Annotated in this window: 21 protein-coding genes and 1 tRNA gene; 7 read left to right on the top strand and 15 right to left on the bottom strand. The window is 59.6% G+C overall.

The window, feature by feature from the left end; all coding sequences use genetic code 11:
- Window positions 1–12: 12 nt before the first annotated feature.
- From B7Y64_RS12600 to B7Y64_RS12560, 9 genes are all read right to left on the bottom strand, one after another.
- Complete coding sequence (locus B7Y64_RS12600) at window positions 13–810, bottom strand: MetQ/NlpA family ABC transporter substrate-binding protein (RefSeq protein WP_291327281.1); 798 nt, start codon at window positions 808–810, stop codon at window positions 13–15.
- A gap of 108 nt (window positions 811–918) precedes the next feature.
- Complete coding sequence (locus tag B7Y64_RS12595; protein ID WP_291329053.1) at window positions 919–2,004, bottom strand: DUF6817 domain-containing protein; 1,086 nt, start codon at window positions 2,002–2,004, stop codon at window positions 919–921.
- Between the two features lie 96 nt (window positions 2,005–2,100).
- Window positions 2,101–3,168, bottom strand: coding sequence for a molybdenum ABC transporter ATP-binding protein (gene modC, locus B7Y64_RS12590; RefSeq protein ID WP_291329051.1), 1,068 nt, complete (start codon window positions 3,166–3,168; stop codon window positions 2,101–2,103).
- Between the two features lies 1 nt (window position 3,169).
- Window positions 3,170–3,847, bottom strand: a complete 678-nt coding sequence (modB, locus tag B7Y64_RS12585; protein ID WP_024814916.1) for a molybdate ABC transporter permease subunit — start codon at window positions 3,845–3,847, stop codon at window positions 3,170–3,172.
- Window positions 3,848–3,948: 101 nt separating this feature from the next.
- Entirely contained in the window at window positions 3,949–4,719 is a 771-nt protein-coding gene (modA, locus tag B7Y64_RS12580) for a molybdate ABC transporter substrate-binding protein (RefSeq protein WP_291329048.1), read from the bottom strand.
- A 155-nt stretch (window positions 4,720–4,874) separates the two neighbouring features.
- Entirely contained in the window at window positions 4,875–5,540 is a 666-nt protein-coding gene (locus B7Y64_RS12575; RefSeq protein ID WP_291329046.1) for a methionine ABC transporter permease, read from the bottom strand.
- A 3-nt stretch (window positions 5,541–5,543) separates the two neighbouring features.
- Window positions 5,544–6,590, bottom strand: a complete 1,047-nt coding sequence (locus B7Y64_RS12570; RefSeq protein WP_291326432.1) for a methionine ABC transporter ATP-binding protein — start codon at window positions 6,588–6,590, stop codon at window positions 5,544–5,546.
- A gap of 130 nt (window positions 6,591–6,720) precedes the next feature.
- Window positions 6,721–7,050: a hypothetical protein gene (locus tag B7Y64_RS12565; protein WP_291326434.1), complete on the bottom strand. Its 330-nt coding sequence runs from the start codon at window positions 7,048–7,050 to the stop codon at window positions 6,721–6,723.
- 111 nt (window positions 7,051–7,161) lie between these two features.
- Window positions 7,162–7,377: a hypothetical protein gene (locus tag B7Y64_RS12560; protein WP_291326436.1), complete on the bottom strand. Its 216-nt coding sequence runs from the start codon at window positions 7,375–7,377 to the stop codon at window positions 7,162–7,164.
- A gap of 225 nt (window positions 7,378–7,602) precedes the next feature.
- On the opposite strand from B7Y64_RS12560, the gene B7Y64_RS12555 reads away from it, so the two are divergent.
- From B7Y64_RS12555 to B7Y64_RS12530, 6 genes are all read left to right on the top strand, one after another.
- Complete coding sequence (locus B7Y64_RS12555) at window positions 7,603–9,042, top strand: integrase (protein WP_291326438.1); 1,440 nt, start codon at window positions 7,603–7,605, stop codon at window positions 9,040–9,042.
- A gap of 553 nt (window positions 9,043–9,595) precedes the next feature.
- Entirely contained in the window at window positions 9,596–9,847 is a 252-nt protein-coding gene (locus B7Y64_RS12550) for a hypothetical protein (RefSeq protein WP_291326440.1), read from the top strand.
- A gap of 235 nt (window positions 9,848–10,082) precedes the next feature.
- Window positions 10,083–10,961 carry a hypothetical protein gene (locus B7Y64_RS12545; RefSeq protein ID WP_291326442.1) on the top strand — a complete coding sequence of 293 codons (879 nt, stop codon included), beginning with the start codon at window positions 10,083–10,085 and terminating at the stop codon, window positions 10,959–10,961.
- A 148-nt stretch (window positions 10,962–11,109) separates the two neighbouring features.
- Window positions 11,110–11,778 (top strand): hypothetical protein, encoded by a 669-nt coding sequence (locus tag B7Y64_RS12540; RefSeq protein ID WP_291329044.1) that lies wholly within the window; start codon window positions 11,110–11,112, stop codon window positions 11,776–11,778.
- Window positions 11,779–11,854: 76 nt separating this feature from the next.
- The gene (locus B7Y64_RS12535) at window positions 11,855–12,271 is read left to right on the top strand and encodes a hypothetical protein (RefSeq protein ID WP_291326668.1); all 417 of its coding nucleotides are present in this window, start codon (window positions 11,855–11,857) and stop codon (window positions 12,269–12,271) included.
- Entirely contained in the window at window positions 12,249–12,836 is a 588-nt protein-coding gene (locus B7Y64_RS12530) for a hypothetical protein (RefSeq protein ID WP_291326666.1), read from the top strand. Before B7Y64_RS12535 ends, B7Y64_RS12530 begins: the two co-directional genes overlap by 23 nt.
- 21 nt (window positions 12,837–12,857) lie before the next feature.
- Here B7Y64_RS12530 and B7Y64_RS12525 read toward each other — a convergent pair whose 3' ends face one another.
- Window positions 12,858–13,328, bottom strand: a complete 471-nt coding sequence (locus B7Y64_RS12525; protein ID WP_291326664.1) for a DUF4124 domain-containing protein — start codon at window positions 13,326–13,328, stop codon at window positions 12,858–12,860.
- 101 nt (window positions 13,329–13,429) lie between these two features.
- On the opposite strand from B7Y64_RS12525, the gene B7Y64_RS12520 reads away from it, so the two are divergent.
- Entirely contained in the window at window positions 13,430–13,687 is a 258-nt protein-coding gene (locus B7Y64_RS12520; protein WP_291326662.1) for a helix-turn-helix transcriptional regulator, read from the top strand.
- 131 nt (window positions 13,688–13,818) lie between these two features.
- Here B7Y64_RS12520 and B7Y64_RS12515 read toward each other — a convergent pair.
- From B7Y64_RS12515 to tolB, 5 genes are all read right to left on the bottom strand, one after another.
- A tRNA-Lys gene (locus B7Y64_RS12515) sits at window positions 13,819–13,894 on the bottom strand.
- 43 nt (window positions 13,895–13,937) lie between these two features.
- The gene (locus tag B7Y64_RS12510) at window positions 13,938–14,771 is read right to left on the bottom strand and encodes a ThiF family adenylyltransferase (protein ID WP_024814912.1); all 834 of its coding nucleotides are present in this window, start codon (window positions 14,769–14,771) and stop codon (window positions 13,938–13,940) included.
- On the bottom strand, window positions 14,768–15,517 hold the full coding sequence (ybgF, locus tag B7Y64_RS12505) for a tol-pal system protein YbgF (RefSeq protein ID WP_291326660.1): 750 nt from the start codon (window positions 15,515–15,517) through the stop codon (window positions 14,768–14,770). The genes B7Y64_RS12510 and ybgF overlap by 4 nt, the downstream gene beginning before the upstream one ends.
- Before the next feature lie 20 nt (window positions 15,518–15,537).
- Window positions 15,538–16,077, bottom strand: coding sequence for a peptidoglycan-associated lipoprotein Pal (gene pal / locus B7Y64_RS12500; RefSeq protein WP_024814910.1), 540 nt, complete (start codon window positions 16,075–16,077; stop codon window positions 15,538–15,540).
- 47 nt (window positions 16,078–16,124) lie between these two features.
- Window positions 16,125–17,444 carry a Tol-Pal system beta propeller repeat protein TolB gene (gene tolB, locus B7Y64_RS12495; protein WP_024814909.1) on the bottom strand — a complete coding sequence of 440 codons (1,320 nt, stop codon included), beginning with the start codon at window positions 17,442–17,444 and terminating at the stop codon, window positions 16,125–16,127.
- Between the last annotated feature and the right edge of the window lie 68 nt (window positions 17,445–17,512).

Raw genomic sequence — 17,512 nt, 5'->3', positions numbered from 1 at the left:
CAATAGCATATATCAAAAGCCTGGCAGCACCGAGCCCTTGAACTCCACCTCGATGAACTTGCGGATTTCTTCGGACTGGTAGGCCTTGAGCAGCTTGGCCACCCAGGGCTGGTTTTTGTCTGCCTCACGCACGGCGATCAGGTTGACATAGGGGCTTTTGGTGCTTTCAAGGGCGATGGCGTCCTTCTTGGGGTTCAGGCCGGCCGACAGGGCAAAGTTGGTGTTGACGGCCGATGCGTCCAGATCGTCCAGCGAGCGCGGCAGCTGGGCTGCATCCAGTTCCACAAACTTGAGCTTCTTGGGGTTGCTCACCACATCCAGCGGCGTGGCCTTGAGGCCGGCGCCGTCTTTCAGCTTGATCAGGCCATTGTCTTGCAGCAGCAGCAATGCACGGCCGCCATTGGTGGGGTCGTTGGGCAGGCCAAAGCGGGCACCTTGCTTGAGCTCGTTCAGGCTCTTGACCTTATTGGAATACAGGCCCATGGGGAAGTTGACGGTGTAGCCCACCGACACGATCTTGTAGCCCCGGTCTTTCACCTGGGCATCAAGGTAGGGCTTGTGCTGGTAGGCGTTGGCATCCAGATCGCCCGCCGACAGGGCCGCATTGGGCTGAACGTAGTCGCTGAACTCGATCACCTGGATCTTCAGGCCGTCTTTTTCGGCCACTTTTTTGACCTGCTCAAAAATCTGGGCGTGCGGGCCAGCCGTCACACCAATCTTCAGGGGCTTGTCTTGCGCCAGCGCGCCGGGGGCAAAACCGGCGGCCAGGGCCAGGGTGAGGGCAGATTGCAGCAGGGAGCGCTTGTTCACGGAGACACCTTTCGTATGGAGATACCTCGCATCTTAGGGTTAGCCCTATAAAACACAAACAACCGTTTTCCTATTTCCTTAGCGCGATACCGAATAAAGAACCGCCAATTACCCGCGCAAGGCCACGTTGTTGAGCTTGTCCAGCCGCTCGGGCCAGCCGCCCTCGGTGGCGGACTGCAGCAGAATGCGCGTCCAGGCCACCCAGGCGTCCCACTGCACCCGCTTGTCCCATGCGTTGCCCCAGGCGCTGAAGCACTGCAGCGCACTCTGGGCGGCATGCTTGGCGTCGTCGCGCCGGCCGGCCGCCAGATACAGCTGCGCCAGCACCATCTGCGGCTCGCCCACCCAGGGGTTGTGGCGCACGGCCTGCTCCAGCACGGCGGTGGCCACGTCCAGCTCTACCAGCGGCTGGTCTTGCTGAATCACCGACCAATAAAGCGATGTGGCCGCTGCCTCGGCCGCCACCGACAGGTGTTTGGTGCAATGGGCAAACACCGGGGGCACGGGCAGCAGCCCTTGCAGGCCCGGGTGCTGCAGCGCCTGCCCCAGCCCGGCAATCTGGTGCAACATGCGCCCCGTGGGCCGCATGGGCCCTGGCCACAGCGATGCGGCCCAGTGCACGGCCTGCGGGCGGTGCTGCACGTTGGGAAAGCGCGAGTAAATGTCGTCCTGCCAGCTGAACCACTGCTCGATGGTGTCGGCCATGCTGACGATGATGAAGGCCGCCACCTCGTAGGGCGTGAGCAGATGGCGCTGGCCGTCCTTGTCAAGCACCAGGCTGCCATCGGCCTCCAGCCCGCCGCCCAGCACGCGCTGCACAAACTGCGTGCGCGACTGGGTGCAAAACAGATACACCAGATGCTCGGCCGATTCGCCCACCAGCTCGCGCAGGCGGGCACGCTCGCTGGCCGGGTCAAACTTGACCAGGTCCACAAAGGCGTTGCCATATACGCTGTGCAGCAGCCCCAGCAGGCGCACATCCCGCGGCTGCTGCCACAGCGTGAGCGAGCGCGCCACGCCTACCAGGTGGTGGCGAAAGGTGCCCGCCTTGTGCCAATCCTGCCCCACGTTGCGCGCCAGCACGGTGGGCAACACCGGGGCCAGGTCGGCGTCGCGGGCGATCCACTCGTCATCCAGCAGCGCCTGTGCGCGGGTGAAAAGTTGCTGATCCAGGGGGTGCAATGGCAGGGTCATGGCGTGTTGTCTCCGTCGGTTGGGTCCATCCGTGAAGCGCACAGTATCGTGGCTGGCCGCAGCGGGCGGGAGCTGGTGTGCCCTATTGCGCCCGCATCATTCCATCAAAGCGACCGATTTCATCTGCACCCACAGCGTGCGCCCCGGCACCACCCCCAGCAATGCGGCCGACCGCTTGGTGAGGCGGGCCAGCAGCATGGCGTCGCCTACGCGCACGCGCACGAGCGCAAGGCCCGGGTGCCCATCATCTGCCACGGCATCGACGCAGCCGCGCAGCACGTTCTGGATGCTGCTGGTTCCGGGCTCTTCGGCCAGGCTCACGTCCCGCGCCAGCACCCGCACCCGCACGCGGCGGCCAACAGGCAAGCCCTGGTCGCGCACCCACAGGCTGCCGCCCGAAAAATCCACCCGCGCGAGGTGCCAGCCGTGGTCCACCTCGCCCACCGTGCCATCGAGCACGGCACCCGCGTCTTCCCCCAGCGTGATGGGCAGATCGATGCGGGCCAGCGTTTGCGCCAGGGGCCCGCTGGCCACCACCCGGCCGTTGTCCATCACCACCAGGGTATCGGCCAGACGCGCCACTTCATTGGGAGAGTGGCTGACATACAGCACAGGAATGTCCAGCTCGCTGCGCAGGCGCTCCAGGTAGGGCAGGATTTCCTGTTTGCGCTGCAGGTCGAGCGCGGCCAGCGGCTCGTCCATCAGCAGCAGGCGCGGGTTCACGGCCAGTGCCCGCGCAATGCCGACCCGCTGGCGCTCGCCACCCGACAAGGTGCCCGGTTTGCGGTCCAGCAGATGGCCAATTCCCAGCAGCGCGATCGCCTGATCAAGGCCCGCCTGCTGTGCACCCGTGGTGCGCCGCAGGCCATAGCGCAGGTTGCCCATCACCGAAAGATGCGCAAACAGGCTGGCCTCCTGGAACACATAGCCAATGGGGCGCTGGTGCGTTGGCACCCAGCGGCCGGTGTCTTGCCACACTTCATCACCCACCACCAGGCGCCCTTGCGGTGCACACTCCAGGCCGGCGATGCAGCGCAGCAGCGTTGTCTTGCCCGAGCCGGAATGCCCAAACAGCGCGGTCACGCCACGCACGGGCAGGTTCAGATCCACATCGAGGGAAAAGTTGGGCCAGTCGAGCCGAAAACGTGCTTCGATGCTGCCCATGTCAGCCGCCTTTCCGGGGCTGCGGGCGCCAGGCATACAGGGCCAACAGCACCACAAAAGAGAAACCCAGCATCACCGCCGAAAGCCGGTGTGCCTGCAAATATTCGAGCGCCTCCACATGGTCGTAAATTTGCACCGAGGCCACGCGGGTGATGCCGGGCAGGTTGCCGCCAATCATCAGCACCACACCGAACTCGCCCACGGTGTGGGCGAAGGTCAAAATGGAGGCCGTCACAAAACCCGGCGCGGCCAGCGGCACCGCCACCGTAAAAAAAGCATCCAGCGGCGAGGCGCGCAACGTGGCCGCCACTTCCATTGGCCGGTCGCCCACCGCCTCGAAAGCCGTTTGCAGCGGCTGCACCATGAAGGGCAACGAATAGAACACCGACGCAATGACCAGACCGCCAAAAGTGAAAGGCAGCGGCGCCATGTTCAGCGCCTGGGTGAGCTGCCCCACCGGGCCACTGGGCCCCATCGCCAGCAACAGATAAAAGCCCAGCACCGAAGGCGGCAACACCAGGGGCAAGGCCACCACCGCACCAATGGGCCCCTTCCAGCGTGACGGGGTGCGCGCCAGCCACCAGGCAATCGGCGTTCCCACCAGCAGCAGGATCAGGGTTACCAGGCCTGCCAGGCGCACAGTCAGCCAGATGGCTTGCAGGTCGCCGTCCGTCAACATGGCGTTTGCTCCCATAACCAAACCGCAACGCACTCCTGGCCGTTGTCGTTGCCGCTGCCGCTGCCGCTGCCCCCACCCATACACGCACGCACGCCAGCGCCCTACTTGCCTGCGGCTTCGCCGGGCAGGACAAAGCCATAACGGGTCATCACGGCACGGGCGGCCTGGCTGCCCATGTAATCGGCAAACCGTTGGGCGAGTGCGTTGCCTTGAGCCCGCCGGGTGATGATGAACCCCTGCTCCAGCGGCGCATGCAGGTGGTCCGGGATCAGCCAGTAACCGCCCTTGCTGGCCAATTCGGGGCTGACCGCCAGGGCCAGCGCGATGACGCCGACCTGCGCGTTGCCCGACTGCACAAACTGCGCAGCGTGGGCAATGTTCTCGCCATAGACCAGCTTGGGCTCGACCGTGTCCCACAGACCGGAGGCGCGCAGGGCTTCCTCGGCGCGCTTGCCATAGGGCGCGTGCCGGGGGTTGGCGATGGCGACGCGGGCTACTCTTGCATCGGTCAGGCTGGCCAGCGTCATCTGGCGGGCGTCCATGGCGGCACTCCACAGCACGATGCGGCCCACAGCGTAAGGCCTGACCTCAGAAGCAGCAAACCCGGCCTTGGCCAGCGCACGCGGAAAAGCGATGTCGGCAGAAAAGTACAGGTCGTAGGGCGCGCCCCGCTGGATCTGCGCGTGAAACTTGCCCGACGAGCCATAAATGACGTCCACCCGGTCGGCGCTGTTCGAGCGCTGAAAGGTGGAGACGATCTCGTCCATGGCGAACTTCAGATCGGCAGCGGCCGCAATGGTGATCTTTCCGGCATGGGCGGAGGCCGCAAAAAGGATGGCGCCGGCCAGCAACAAAGTGCGAAAAAAAGGCATGGCCGCAAGCATACGGCACGCACACGGGCCCACCCATGCACAGGCCATCACCCCCCAATAGAAACGGGCCTGTCGACCCGACCAGGCACGTTTCAAGCAAAAACAGCCTCTAGCGCTTATGCAGAAAGCGCCAGTAGCTATCAATTAGCTAGCAATCAGCGGTGACTCAAGCGCCGCACGGCCCAGTCGCCCAGGCTCTGGATGGCCTGCACAAAGAAGATCAGCACCACCACCACGGCCAGCATGATGTCGGGCAAAAATCGCTGGTAGCCATAGCGAATGCCCAGGTCGCCCAGGCCGCCGCCCCCAATGGCGCCAGCCATGGCCGAGTAGCCGGTGAGGCTGACGAAGCTGATGGTCAGGCCCGCCACGATGCCGGGCAGCGCCTCGGGCAGCAGCACCTTCCAGACAATCTGGCTGGTAGTGGCCCCCATCGCCTGGGCGGCCTCGACCAGGCCGTTGTCCACTTCGCGCAGCGCGGTTTCCACCAGCCGCGCAATGAAGGGCGCAGCGGCCAGCGTGAGCGGCACCACGGCAGCGGCCGTGCCGATGGACGAGCCCGTAATCAACCGCGTGAACGGAATGATGGCCACCAGCAAGATGATGAACGGCGTGGAGCGCACGGCGTTCACGAGCCAACCCACGGTCTTGTTGAGCGGGCTGTTTTCCAGCACGCCGCCCCGGTCGGTCAGGCGCAAAAACACACCCAGCGGAATCCCGATCAGGCCACCCACCACGCCCGAGATGCCCACCATCACGATGGTTTCCCACAGCGAGGTGGCAAACAGCTCCAGCATCATTTCTGAAAAATTCTCGAACATCGCTCAGCCTTCCGTTGTCACTTCTTCCACCACTACGCCTTCACCGCGCAACTGCGCAATGGCGGTTTGCAGCCGGGCGCCCTCGCCGCTGGCATACACGGCCAGCGAGCCAAAGGTCTGGTCCTGGATCTCGTCGATCTGGCCGTGCAGGATGGACAGGTCCAGCCCATGCTCGCGAATCAGGCGCGACAAGATGGGCTGATAAGCCCGCTCGCCCGAGTACGACAGGCGCAGCAGCTGGCCCACGCCGCCACCCTGCAACTGGCGCGACAGATGGCGCACATGGTCCAGCACGCTGGCGGGCAGCTCCTGCGGCACGATCTCATCAATCAGGCTCTTGGTGATGGCCTGTTGCGGGCGCGTGAACACATCGATCACCGCGCCCTGCTCGACGATGCGGCCCGCGTCGATCACGGCCACCCGGTCGGCCACCTGCTTGATGACCTGCATCTGGTGCGTGATCAGCACCACCGTCAGGCCCAGCTCCTTGTTCACCTGTCGCAGCAGTGCCAGGATGGATCGCGTGGTTTCAGGGTCGAGTGCCGACGTGGCCTCGTCGCTCAGCAGCACCTTGGGCCGGCTGGCCAGCGCGCGCGCAATGCCCACACGCTGCTTTTGTCCGCCCGAAATCTGCGACGGGTAACGGTCGGCCAGCGCCGACAGGCCCACCAGCTCCAGCAGCGGGTTCACACGCTCGCGAATGGCGGCCTTGTCCATGCCGGCCAGCTCCAATGGCAGCGCGGCGTTGTCGAACACCGTGCGCGAGGACAGCAGATTGAAGTGCTGAAACACCATGCCAATATCGCGGCGCGCGGCACGCAGCTGGGCGTCATTGAGCAGCGTGAGATCGCGCCCCGCAACGATCACCTCGCCCTTGGTGGGCCGGTTGAGCAGGTTGATCACCCGCACCAGCGAACTCTTGCCCGCGCCGCTGCGCCCGATGATGCCAAACACTTCGCCCGGCGTGATGTGCAGGTCGATGCCGCGCAGGGCCTCGACCGGGCCTTGTGGGCCAGGATAAATCTGGGTGATGCCCCGTAAGTCGATCATGAAAATGAAATTGCGCCGCGAAGCCCCAAAGGCCGCCGCAGCGCAAGAAGTTGAATGAGGCCCGAACTGTAATCAAAAAGCATAACTAATCAAAATATCGAAAAATAAAGTAATAAGACCATCTGGTTATTTAGAAATCTTGCGGCGGTGGGCCCGCATCGGCCGCAGACGCATCCCGGCCGCCGTTGTGTCGCGTCAGGGTCGACAGTCCCCCAAAACCAGCAACCCCAATGCCGACGCCGCCCCCCGCAAATTTCGATGCCAGTCCGTCGGACTGCCCCCGGCCACCGAAAGGGCGTTGCCAAAATGTAAAAAAACTTGCCAGGGCATAACCGATCAGTCGTCCGCCCTTACGGCGGGTCGACAAGCTGACAACTTGCGACACCTGGTAACCCGGTACCGACAGGAACGGCGTGTAATGGAGCAACTGTGAAATCTGCGAAATCAAAGGATTGGCCATGCCCATCGCATATCTCAGACAACTCGCCCTTGCGCTGGAACGCAGCAGAAACGCCGTGCGCGTAACCCATCCCTTCCAACTCGCGCTGGTTCAGTGGCTATGGTCCCGTGGCTACATAGAGGCAAAAATTTCCGCCGTGGCAGCAACTTCAAGGGCTGCGGCAGACGTACTAAGCATCACAAGGCTTGGGCGGCAGGTGATTGGCTTCCAGGCGTAGACGCGCAGGATGGCGTGGCGCATCAGCAGCACAGTGGTCATCAAACTGTCACCAGCCCAGACATAAAAAAAGCCTGCTACTGATTGGGTAGCAGGCTTTTCAATGCCCATGGGGCTTATCTGGTGGGACGTGCGGGGGTCGAACCCACGACAAACGGATTAAAAGTCCTACACTACTGGTTAAATTCTGGCAAAAACTGGATAGTCATGCACTCGATTGCAAGACTAAGTAGCTGATAAATAAAGAAAATATATCCTACTAGAGTCCGTTAGTCATTTGTACCCATCCTGCATTTTTCTGGCAAAATTCTGGCAAATTCTTAAAGAGGCCAGATCATGCCCACACCTACCAAGCCAGTTACCAGCCCTTCAGCAGCCCTCAAGGCGATGGCCGACGGGGACACCATCACCGTGTGCAAGGTCGCGCCAGCGGGGGCGCTACAGGCCCGCAACGGTAAGAAAGGCATCCTCTTTTTCTGGCGGTACAGCCAAGGCACCACAAGCAAGCGCCTGTCCATCGGCCCCTATGACGCGACACCGGGGCACGTCAACAAGCACACCCCCACCGTTGCGGGCTACTCGATAGCCGCAGCCATCAAAGCCGCTGAGGCGATGGCCGTACAGCACACCACAGCAAAGGCCGCAGGGGGCGGCATGGGTGAAATCTTGGAACAGCAGAAGCAAGCGAAGGCCGAAGCCAAAGCCCAGCAAGAGGCCGCAGCCCTTGCGGTAAAAGCCGCAGCCGATGCCACGGAAGCCGCAGCCAAGTACACGCTGAAGGCGCTGATACTCGCCTACTGTGACCACCTGCAAAGCCTTGGCAGAACAAGCCACAAGGACGCCCGCAGCATCTTCAATCTGCACGTCATAGATGCATGGCCGCAACTGGCAGTAGCACCAGCCAAGTCCATCACCGAGGAACAGGTGGCCGACATGATGCGCCGCCTACATGAGGCAGGCAAAGGCCGCACCGCCAACAAGCTGCGCAGCTACACCCGAGCCGCGTATCAGACAGCCAAGGCCGCAAAGTCCAAGCCCTCGATTCCCGTCCACTTCAAAGCCTACGGGATCACGCACAACCCAGCGGCAGAGACAAGCCCGGACGAATCAGCAAACAAGGCTGATAAAAACCCCCTCACCCTCCAAGAACTGCGCAACTACTGGAAGCAGATCAAGGACGCGCCCGGACACCGCGCAGCGGTTTTGCGCTTCGTCTTGCTGACCGCTGGCAACCGCCCGGAACAAGTATTCCGCCTCAAGACCAAAGATATTGACCTCACCAGCACACCGCCCATGGTCACCATCTTTGATCCCAAAGGTAGGCCGGGTAAGCCCGCCCGTATTCATGCGCTGCCACTAATCCCGGCAGCGGTAGAGACGCTGGAAGCCTTGAAACCTCAAGGGGAGTTCGCGCTATCGACCGATGGCGGCAGAACTCACATCACCGCAGGTAGCACCTATGGAGCATGGAGCAAGGCCGCAGCGCAGGCAGTCGGCATAGTGGGCTTCACACCGAAGCGCATCCGCTCCACCGTAGAGACTGTTCTAGCCCCTAAGAGCATGGGAGTGTCCAAGGAAATCCGGGGCAGACTCCAAAGCCACGGTATCAGTGGGGTGCAAGCTGGTCACTATGACGCCTACGACTACTTGCAAGAGAAGTACGACGCCATGCAGACCTTCTACCAAATCTTGACCACGGACGGCAGCGCCAAAATTCTGCCGATGCTTTCGCCGCAAGAGTCCGGGCAGGTACTCCAACTGGTGAAAAGTGCATAACCGGCCCGTTTCAAATACAGCATTTAATGCCCACGGTCAATTGCAAACGCCGATTGCAGAAATGAAGCTGCACAGACACCTCCGCCAAGCATATTGACCCCGGCCTGAATGCAGGCCAAAATTATCTTATTCGTCCTGCACCATTGGGCGAACAGCAACAGACCCATAGTGCATTGGGCATCCGGCAAGCTGTGAATGTGTTGCGTCAAATCTAGCCGTGCTGGCTTTTTGGCGCACCACACCACGGCTTTTTCATTTGTCGCGCCGGAGATTCTCCCAATGCCTATCAATATCGTATGCAAACCCGTTTCAGCCGAGACCAAGAAGCCCAAGGGCAAACAGGGACACGCAAAGCCCATTCCGATTGATAAATTGGCTTTACTGAAGCCCGGAAGATTGCGACCGGGGCACCTGATGCACTTGTATGGCATCAGTCATTCCACGTTATATAAACGACGTGAAGCGGGTCTAATTCCCAAGCCCGATTTAACCGAGCACCACCGGCCAATCTGGTTCACCAGCACTATTGCACCGTTTTTCGGGGTGAAGTGACATGGCGAATCATGCCCCAAGGGCGGGCAAGCGCTTTCCTAAAACCCTGATTCGTGAATTGAACGAATGGCTAAAGCCCGATGGCTTACAGGTAGTGGATTGGGGCAGGAATGAAATCAATCCACCACCAAAGCATAAGCGCTATTTTCTCGAAACCATCGGGGATGATCCCGATTGGGATTTACTACCAGACCTTGAAGCGTTCCACGCTGAAATGAACCAGAAATATGCACTAGAACATCAGAATACATAGGCAAAAAAATCCCCCCGATCATTTCTGACCGGGGGGAAGCGTTCCTACCTGAGAAAGGCAGTCGGGAGCAAGACCGACAAGGTTATTATCCCGTTGGATTAAATACCCAGCAAGAGCGGTGTTCACTTGGCGTGTCCTAAGCACCATATAGGTGAACACCAGAACACCAGTACAGAAAAACAACAATGCTCCTTGCCTTCAAATCGTTCCTACTTACTGAGCATAGAGGCATTTCATGCAAGTTTCCATTTCAAAACTGTCCGTAGGACTACGTGATTTGCTGAACACCACCCCTGAACACCGCCCCCGTTATCTGAGGGCTGTCAACCTCGTTGAGACCCGTACCGTGAGACAGCTACGGGCTTCCGGTGCGCCGCTGGCGCGAGAGTACAACAGTTGGCACAACGCGCAACAGCGCGAGAAAGTGCTACATCCCTCAATAGCCAAATTCGAGGACTTCATCCGTGTTCACGGCCCAATGCCAGACGATGGGAAATGGTCACTTGACCGGATTAACCCAAAAGGAAAATATGCACCAGACAATATCCGCTGGGCTAGTCCACTTGGACAGACTCGAAATCGAACAAACACGCTCCGATTGCCATATCATGGAATTGAGCGACCATTACAGACCGTTGCTGATATTCTTGGGGATTCCTATCACACCGTTCAAAAGATTTTCAGCAGAAACCCCGATGAACTGGTTAAACGACTGGATAGCGTGTCCCCGTCGCTTCAATATCAGTTTCCAGCCCCTTTTGCTGAAGAGCTTGAAGCTGAATACGCTACGGATGTCCGTGGGCTGATAAAGCTGCAATGGGTAATTGACTTCACCACCGAAGAGCTACGCCGTCTTTCGGAAGCGTTGGAGGATGATCCTCGTAATCATCAACTGCGTGAGGAACACGACATCGTTTTTAGGGTTATGCGTCACGCCCTGGCGTTCAGAAAATGGGCAGCGCTACAAACCGACGCACGCATCAAGTTTTGGCAAGATGTACATGGCTCCCCTGATTCCGGCCCCTTCGTTCATGGCGAATTACCAGAATGGGAGCGTGACTCAATGCAGTTTCAACTATCGCAACCGCCGATATTTGACGACTTCGATAACTAACCCTACACCACCCAATTAAATGGGTTAGTCAATAAATGATATGGGATAACCCTGCAATCATTGCAAAACCCAAGTCACCCACGAATTGAATATTCACCCTCCAAGGCTTATAATTAAACCATCTTAATGTACCCGTGGAGTCCAAGTCATGAAAATCAAAGCTACAGCAAAAGAATTGAAAAACGCTGATGTGCGATTCATTTCTTTGGTTAAACGCGGTGCAAACCGCATTCCGTTTCGTATTCTCAAAGCAGATAAGGGAGAAAATCAAATGATCGACTTGACCACGCTTCGCCCTGTCCTGAAGGGCGAGAAAATCCAAGAATCTGCAAAGAAGGCATATTCGCCTAATTTTGCGCAGATTCTGGGGGCGTCCGTTGCCCGCGATATTGGCACGCCACCCCCACCCGTGAAGATTGCCCCCACCCCGGTAGCAAAACCATTTGCGATCCCCGAGAGTACAGCCGCGAGTGTGGGCAAACCCCTTCCCCAAACGCACAACACACCCAAGGTGCCCAGTAAGCACGACCCCGTGACCTACGCCAGCTTGCAGGCTGCGATAGATACCGCCATGGGCAAGCAACGCGACAACGCCAAGGCCGAAGCCTTCAACGAAAAGCGCAGCGCCTTCGCCCGCATCCACAAGTCAACCGCACCCGATACCCGCAGCGGCACCGGAAACGCCCACGCGCTTCGGAATTTGGGGGGACGTATGGCCGCTGCCATCTTGGGCGACAGCTCACGCAAGAGCGAAGGCAGCAGCCTGCCGACAAACACCGGCTTTCGTGCCGTGAGTGGCGCAAGCCTCAAGGGTTGACCGGCCATCCTGCAATTGATTGCAGCAACCGCCGCACCTTCACCAATGTTCAGAAATGTTCAGTCCTATGGAGCAAGTGCCAGCCACCGACAACGTCCCCGGCCTATCTGCAAAGCAGGTACAGGCCGTGTATGCGCTGGCAGCAGGGACAAGCAAGAAGGCCACTGCAAAGGCGCTGGGGGTAGAGCCTCACACCCTCACACGCTGGGGGCAGCTACCGGCCTTCCGTGCCTTTCTGGGGCAGGTGACTAACAGCATAGAAGCCGACTCACTCTATGCCTTGAAGGCGCAGCGGTTGAAGGCGCTGGATACCTTGTCCGACCTCATGGACGAACAGAATCCCTCTCAGGTGCGATTGTCCGCAGCACGGGCCGCGCTGGAATTGCCTGCCCCAGCAGTCACACCAGCGGAAGACCCTATCGCACTTTTTGAAGACGTGATGAAGCACTTCAAAGCACAGGAAGAAAGCAATGGAATCGGCCCAAAATACTAACCGCCTCAAGCCCGCCAGCCCCTACAGCAGTGATCCCCGAGAACGCTTTGAGGCGCTTCGCATGGAAGGCGATTGCAAGGGTCACAGCCCAGCCACACGCGCCGTCATGGCATGGCTTATCACTGCCAACATACCGCGCATCCGCCTAGACCAGCTTTCAATGTGGCCGGATCAGCCTCTTTGGAAAGCGGCAAAAAAGGCATATGCGCTGAACCCCGCCACCCTGCGCACTGTGTCAGATCAAATCCTGCAATCACTTGCATGGGGGGAGGCGGTAGCCCTGTTGTGGGGACTCAGAAAGCAGACGCCGACCCTCCCCACGGGTAGCGATGTTTTTAGCATCATCAATGCGGCGTCCCCCGGCTTTGGCAGCGCCATACAGGGGCTTGCATACGAAGATGACCTACCGCCCTTTAATGAACTGCGCTGGAAGTTCCAGAGCTTTGTAGAAGCCCCATTCAAGCCATCTTTCAAAAACTGGCTTTGCTTGCTGTGGTGGCCGGATCAGGCACTAGAGGCAACCCCCGCCATGATGCAAGAATTCCTTGCCGATGCGGCAGCGTAAGCAGACATCAGACCGCGATCACTAATGGATGTTGACGGTATCCACTGCAAAGTTTTTGTAGCTCAGTTGCAGTCTTGCACGCTTACGCCCGTCGGTAGTTGGAACATGGAAGTATTCAATTTCCCGCCCGCCGATGTTCTGCACCGCTGCGGGGTCACCCAGGTTGTCCATGACAAAGCTTCGAGGCTTGCCACGCAGTAGCCTAGGGTAGGTGTCGGTCGCGCATATCTTGTCCTCGATACACCCGCGCAGAAGCTTTGCATCATTCTCAAGTTCCCCCGCCCTTTCTCGCTTCTGGGCTTCAAGAATTTGTCTCTGTCGCGCTTCAAAACGAGAGTTGGAGTCGTCCACCGTCTTTTGTGTCCCCGTGGTACAGGGGCTTTGCTGATAGACCGTTTTGCCATCGGCACCCGTGCAGCGGAACACGTCCGCATGAGCCGAGCCAACACCCCAGGCCATGGCCGCAGCGACAAAGAAGATTTTCACGTTCACGTCTGAACCTCCATTTTTGAACGCTTTCAATTTTGCCGCATATATACGGCAAAACAGGCACCTCGAAGGCTGAACCTTGCTCAATATTTTGAGCAAGCAAGTTGGAACCAGATCAGGCATTCGGGCAGGCACTGCGCAGCCTGCGAACAAAACGGAAGTGGACTCAGACCGACTTAGCATTGCGGGCTGACGTTGACCGCAACTACGTGTCTTTGATCGAGCTTGGCCGCAACAGCCTAAGCGTGCGCCTGATGTTCCGACTGTGTGACGCCCTCGACATCACACCATCGGACATGCTCAAGGACGTGGAGCGCCGGATGCGCGTACAGGCAAAGGTGCGCCCGTCATCTGCCGATTGAACCCGCGCCGATCCGAGAAGGGGGTTCCGCTTAATTTCTGGCAAATTTCTGGCAAAAAATCTACCGATGTCGGGAAAGAAAAAAGCACCTACCGCGTTTCCGCTGTAAGTGCTTGATTCAATTCAATATTTTGGTGGGACGTGCGGGGGTCGAACCCACGACAAACGGATTAAAAGTCCGCTGCTCTACCAACTGAGCTAACGTCCCCAGTTTGCAAAAGAAGTTTTATCTACTGCTGCAAAGCCTTGAATTATAGCGTGATTTTTTTGACTTGTCGGGAGCTGGTGGCCAGTTTGTCGAGCACCCATCCGGCGGCACACTGGCCAAAGGTCGCCGTAACGGCCACCACCGAGCCATAGCCATGGCAATTCAAACTTCCATCACCTTCCACCGCACAGGACGCATCAGGCGCCGCCACGGCCTCGCGGCTGAATACGCAGGTGACGCCGATCTTGCGTCCTTCACGGGGGGCTTGGTAGTGCTTGCGCAGCCGATAGCGCAACTGCGCCAGCAAGGGATCATGCGTGGTTGCGCTGAGATCATCGATATCGACCTTGTGCGCATGGCGCTTGCCCCCCGCTGCGCCCACGCTCACAAAGAGTGTCCCCGTTTCGCGGGCCCAGGCTGCCATGGCGGTCTTGGCCTTGATCTGGTCACAGGCGTCCACCACCGCATCCACCGGATCGGTAATCAGACCGGGCCAATTCTCCGGTGTGACGAAATCGTCAACGCACACCACCTTGCAAGAGGGATTGATGAGCCCAATGCGGTCCTGCATGGCCAACACCTTGGCTTGGCCTACAGTGGTGGTCAGCGCATGAATCTGTCGGTTGATGTTGGATTCGGCCACATGGTCGAGGTCGATCAGGGTGATGTGCCCAACGCCGCTGCGGGCAAGGGCCTCAGCCGCCCAGGACCCTACCCCGCCAATGCCGACCACCACCACATGGGACTGCTGGATACGCTGCGCCCCTGCAACCCCATACAACCGCTCCAGACCGCCAAAACGGCGTCGCTGATCTGCGACTGACTCCGCCTCGCGCTGCTCCACCGCGATAACTGCGGGCCCGATCACTGTCGTCATTTAAGTCGCGACAACCGCTCTTTCGCCGCCACTGCAGCCTCAGACTGGGGATAGTCGCGCAACAGATCTTCCAGGGTTTTTCTGGCCGTGCGGGTTTCTTTCAGTTCAATCTGACAGTTTGCAATCGACAACGCAGCCTCGGGCGCGCGCGCGTGACCCGGTGCCTCAGACAACAACATCTTGAAGTTGCCAATGGCCTCCTTGTACTCGCGCGCAGCGTACTGTGCGTTTCCGAGCCAAAAACGGGCCGATGGCACATAGCCACTGCGAGGGTACTGGCGGACAAAACCGGCAAAAGCCGTTTTGGCGTCTGCAAATTTGCCCGCGCGGAAAACCGCCAGAGCGGCCTCAAAATCGCGTTTTTCATCAGCATCTGCCTGAAACTCCAGCCCATCCACCGTCACCTTGACCGGCTCGAACTGGCGCAAACGCTCGTCCACACCTTGAGCGATATCTTTCTGGCGTCGCTGCAGGTCTGCCACGTCACGCAGCAGCTGTTCGTTCTGGCCACGCAACTTGGCATGCTCCATGCGCAACGTTTCAATCTGGGTCTGCAGATCCAGCAATGAACGTCTTACCTGCGAATTGTCATCCCCCGATCGCTGGTTGACCTGTTGCAGCACGTCCACCCGCTGCCGCAATTCAAGAATGGCACGCCGTGCCTCGTCGTCCTCAAACAGCGCGGCATGGCCGGTGGAAACAAAGGCGCATGAGAGCGTGAGCGCAAGCAGCGCCTTGGCCGTCATTGGAAACGTTGCTGCGCGCATCAACGGTAAGACAATTCAGCGCGACGATTTTGCGCGTGCACATCTTCGCTGCCGCCCTGAGCTGCCGGCTTTTCCTTGCCAAAACTCACGGCCTCCACCTGGCTATCGGAAACGCCCAGCAAGCCCAGCGAACGGCGCACGGCTTCTGCGCGCTTTTGGCCCAGGGCCAGGTTGTATTCACGGCCACCGCGCTCGTCGGTGTGACCTTCCACCATGACCTTGCGGTTGGCACTGGATTTGATGAACCGCGCGTGCGCTTCGATCAATGACTGGAACTCGGGCTTGATAACGTAGCTGTCGTAATCAAAATAGACCAGACGGCTGACGCCCACCGGACCGGCCGCATCTTGTGCAGATTGCCCCATATTGAGGCCCGCCACGCCGCTTTGCCCGGCGGCGCCGGAATTGGCACCACCATTGGCACCCGTGGTGGGGATTGCGGACCTGTCTTCGACTGGAACATCGTCCAGCTTCACACCGGAACTGCAACCGGCCATGAGGGCTGCGACGGCAATGGCGAGGGAAATGCGTTTGATCATCATCCAAAATTCTCCTGAGAGCTTGATATACAAAAAAGTCGAAAGGTTCACTGTTTCTGAAACGGACCCCAATCGGGTTCGCGAATGTCACCGCCCTGCCCGGCAAGCCGTGCCTTGATTTTTCCGTCCAGGGTGCTGGTCATGAGCGATTCCCGGCCCTGCTGCTGCGTTGCATAAACGATCAGGCGGCTATTCGGGGCGAAACTGGGGTTTTCATCGGCGCTGGTGTCGGTAATGGCCGAAACAGCGCCCGACGTCAGATCCATCACATGCAGCTTGAATGCACCGCCGACCCTTGATATGTAGGCCAGCCAGCGGCCGTCGGGACTGATGCTGGGCGAGATGTTGTAAGTGCCGGTAAAGGTCACTCGCTCCGCATTGCCGCCAGAGGCAGGCACCTTGTAAATCTGGGGGGCGCCGCCGCGGTCACTGACAAAGTAAATGCTTTTGCCATCGCTGGAGAACGAGGGTTCCGTGTCAATGCCAGCGCTTTGCATCAATCGACGCGGCTCGCCGCCATTGGCATCAATGGTGTAGAGCTGCGAAGAGCCGTCCCGGCTCAGGGTGACCGCCAGCGTGCGGCCATCCGGCGCCCAGGCGGGTGCGCTGTTGGAGCCGCGGAAATTAGCGATGAGCCGACGCCGACCCGTTGCCACGTCGTGCACATACACCACGGGCTTGCGCGACTCAAACGAAACGTAGGCAATTTGCCCGCCATTGGGCGACCAGGCGGGCGAAATAATGGGCTCGGGGCTGGACAAGGCAGACTGCGCGTTCTCGCCATCGGCATCTGCCACCCACAGGCTGTAACGCGTACCCGCCTTGGTGACATAAACGATGCGGGTCGAAAAAACACCACGCTCGCCGGTCAGCTTTTCGTAGATGAAGTCGGAAATGCGGTGCGCCACCAAACGCAGGTCCCCTTGGGTGACCACAAAGCTCTGCCCACCCAGGTCCTGCCCGCGCACCACATCCCACAGGCGAAAGCGCACGTCAAAACGGCCGTCCGCCAGGCGTGTCACGCTTCCGGTGGCAAGTGAATCAGCGCTTTTTTGCCGCCACAGCGCCACATCGGGACGCGAGGTTTCGTCAAGCGCGGAGCCCGACGCATCCACCGCGCGAAATTGCCCGCTGCGCTCCAGGTCGGCCTGCACAATGGCGGCGATTTTCTGGGGGGACTGGGCCTCGCCGCGAAACGGGGCGATGGCCACCGGCAGCTGGGTCAGCCCGACGCCTGTGACCTCGACGCGAAATTGCGCCAGGGCGGGCAAGGCGGGGGTGGAAATCAACGCGGCCATCAGACGGCGGCGCAAGGGTTGCGGCAATGCCGCGGAGAGTGTGGGGTGAGGAGTTCGATCAGTGGTCATTGGCAGCCAGCGGAAACCGAGCGAAAGCCGGTGGACAGCCGCCAATGTTACACACCATCGGGGCACCC

This window comes from Acidovorax sp. 35-64-16 (assembly GCF_002281195.1).
Lineage (GTDB): Bacteria > Pseudomonadota > Gammaproteobacteria > Burkholderiales > Burkholderiaceae_C > Acidovorax > Acidovorax defluvii.
Note: the sequence above shows the minus strand (reverse complement) of the source record. Positions and strands in the feature narration are given on the sequence as shown.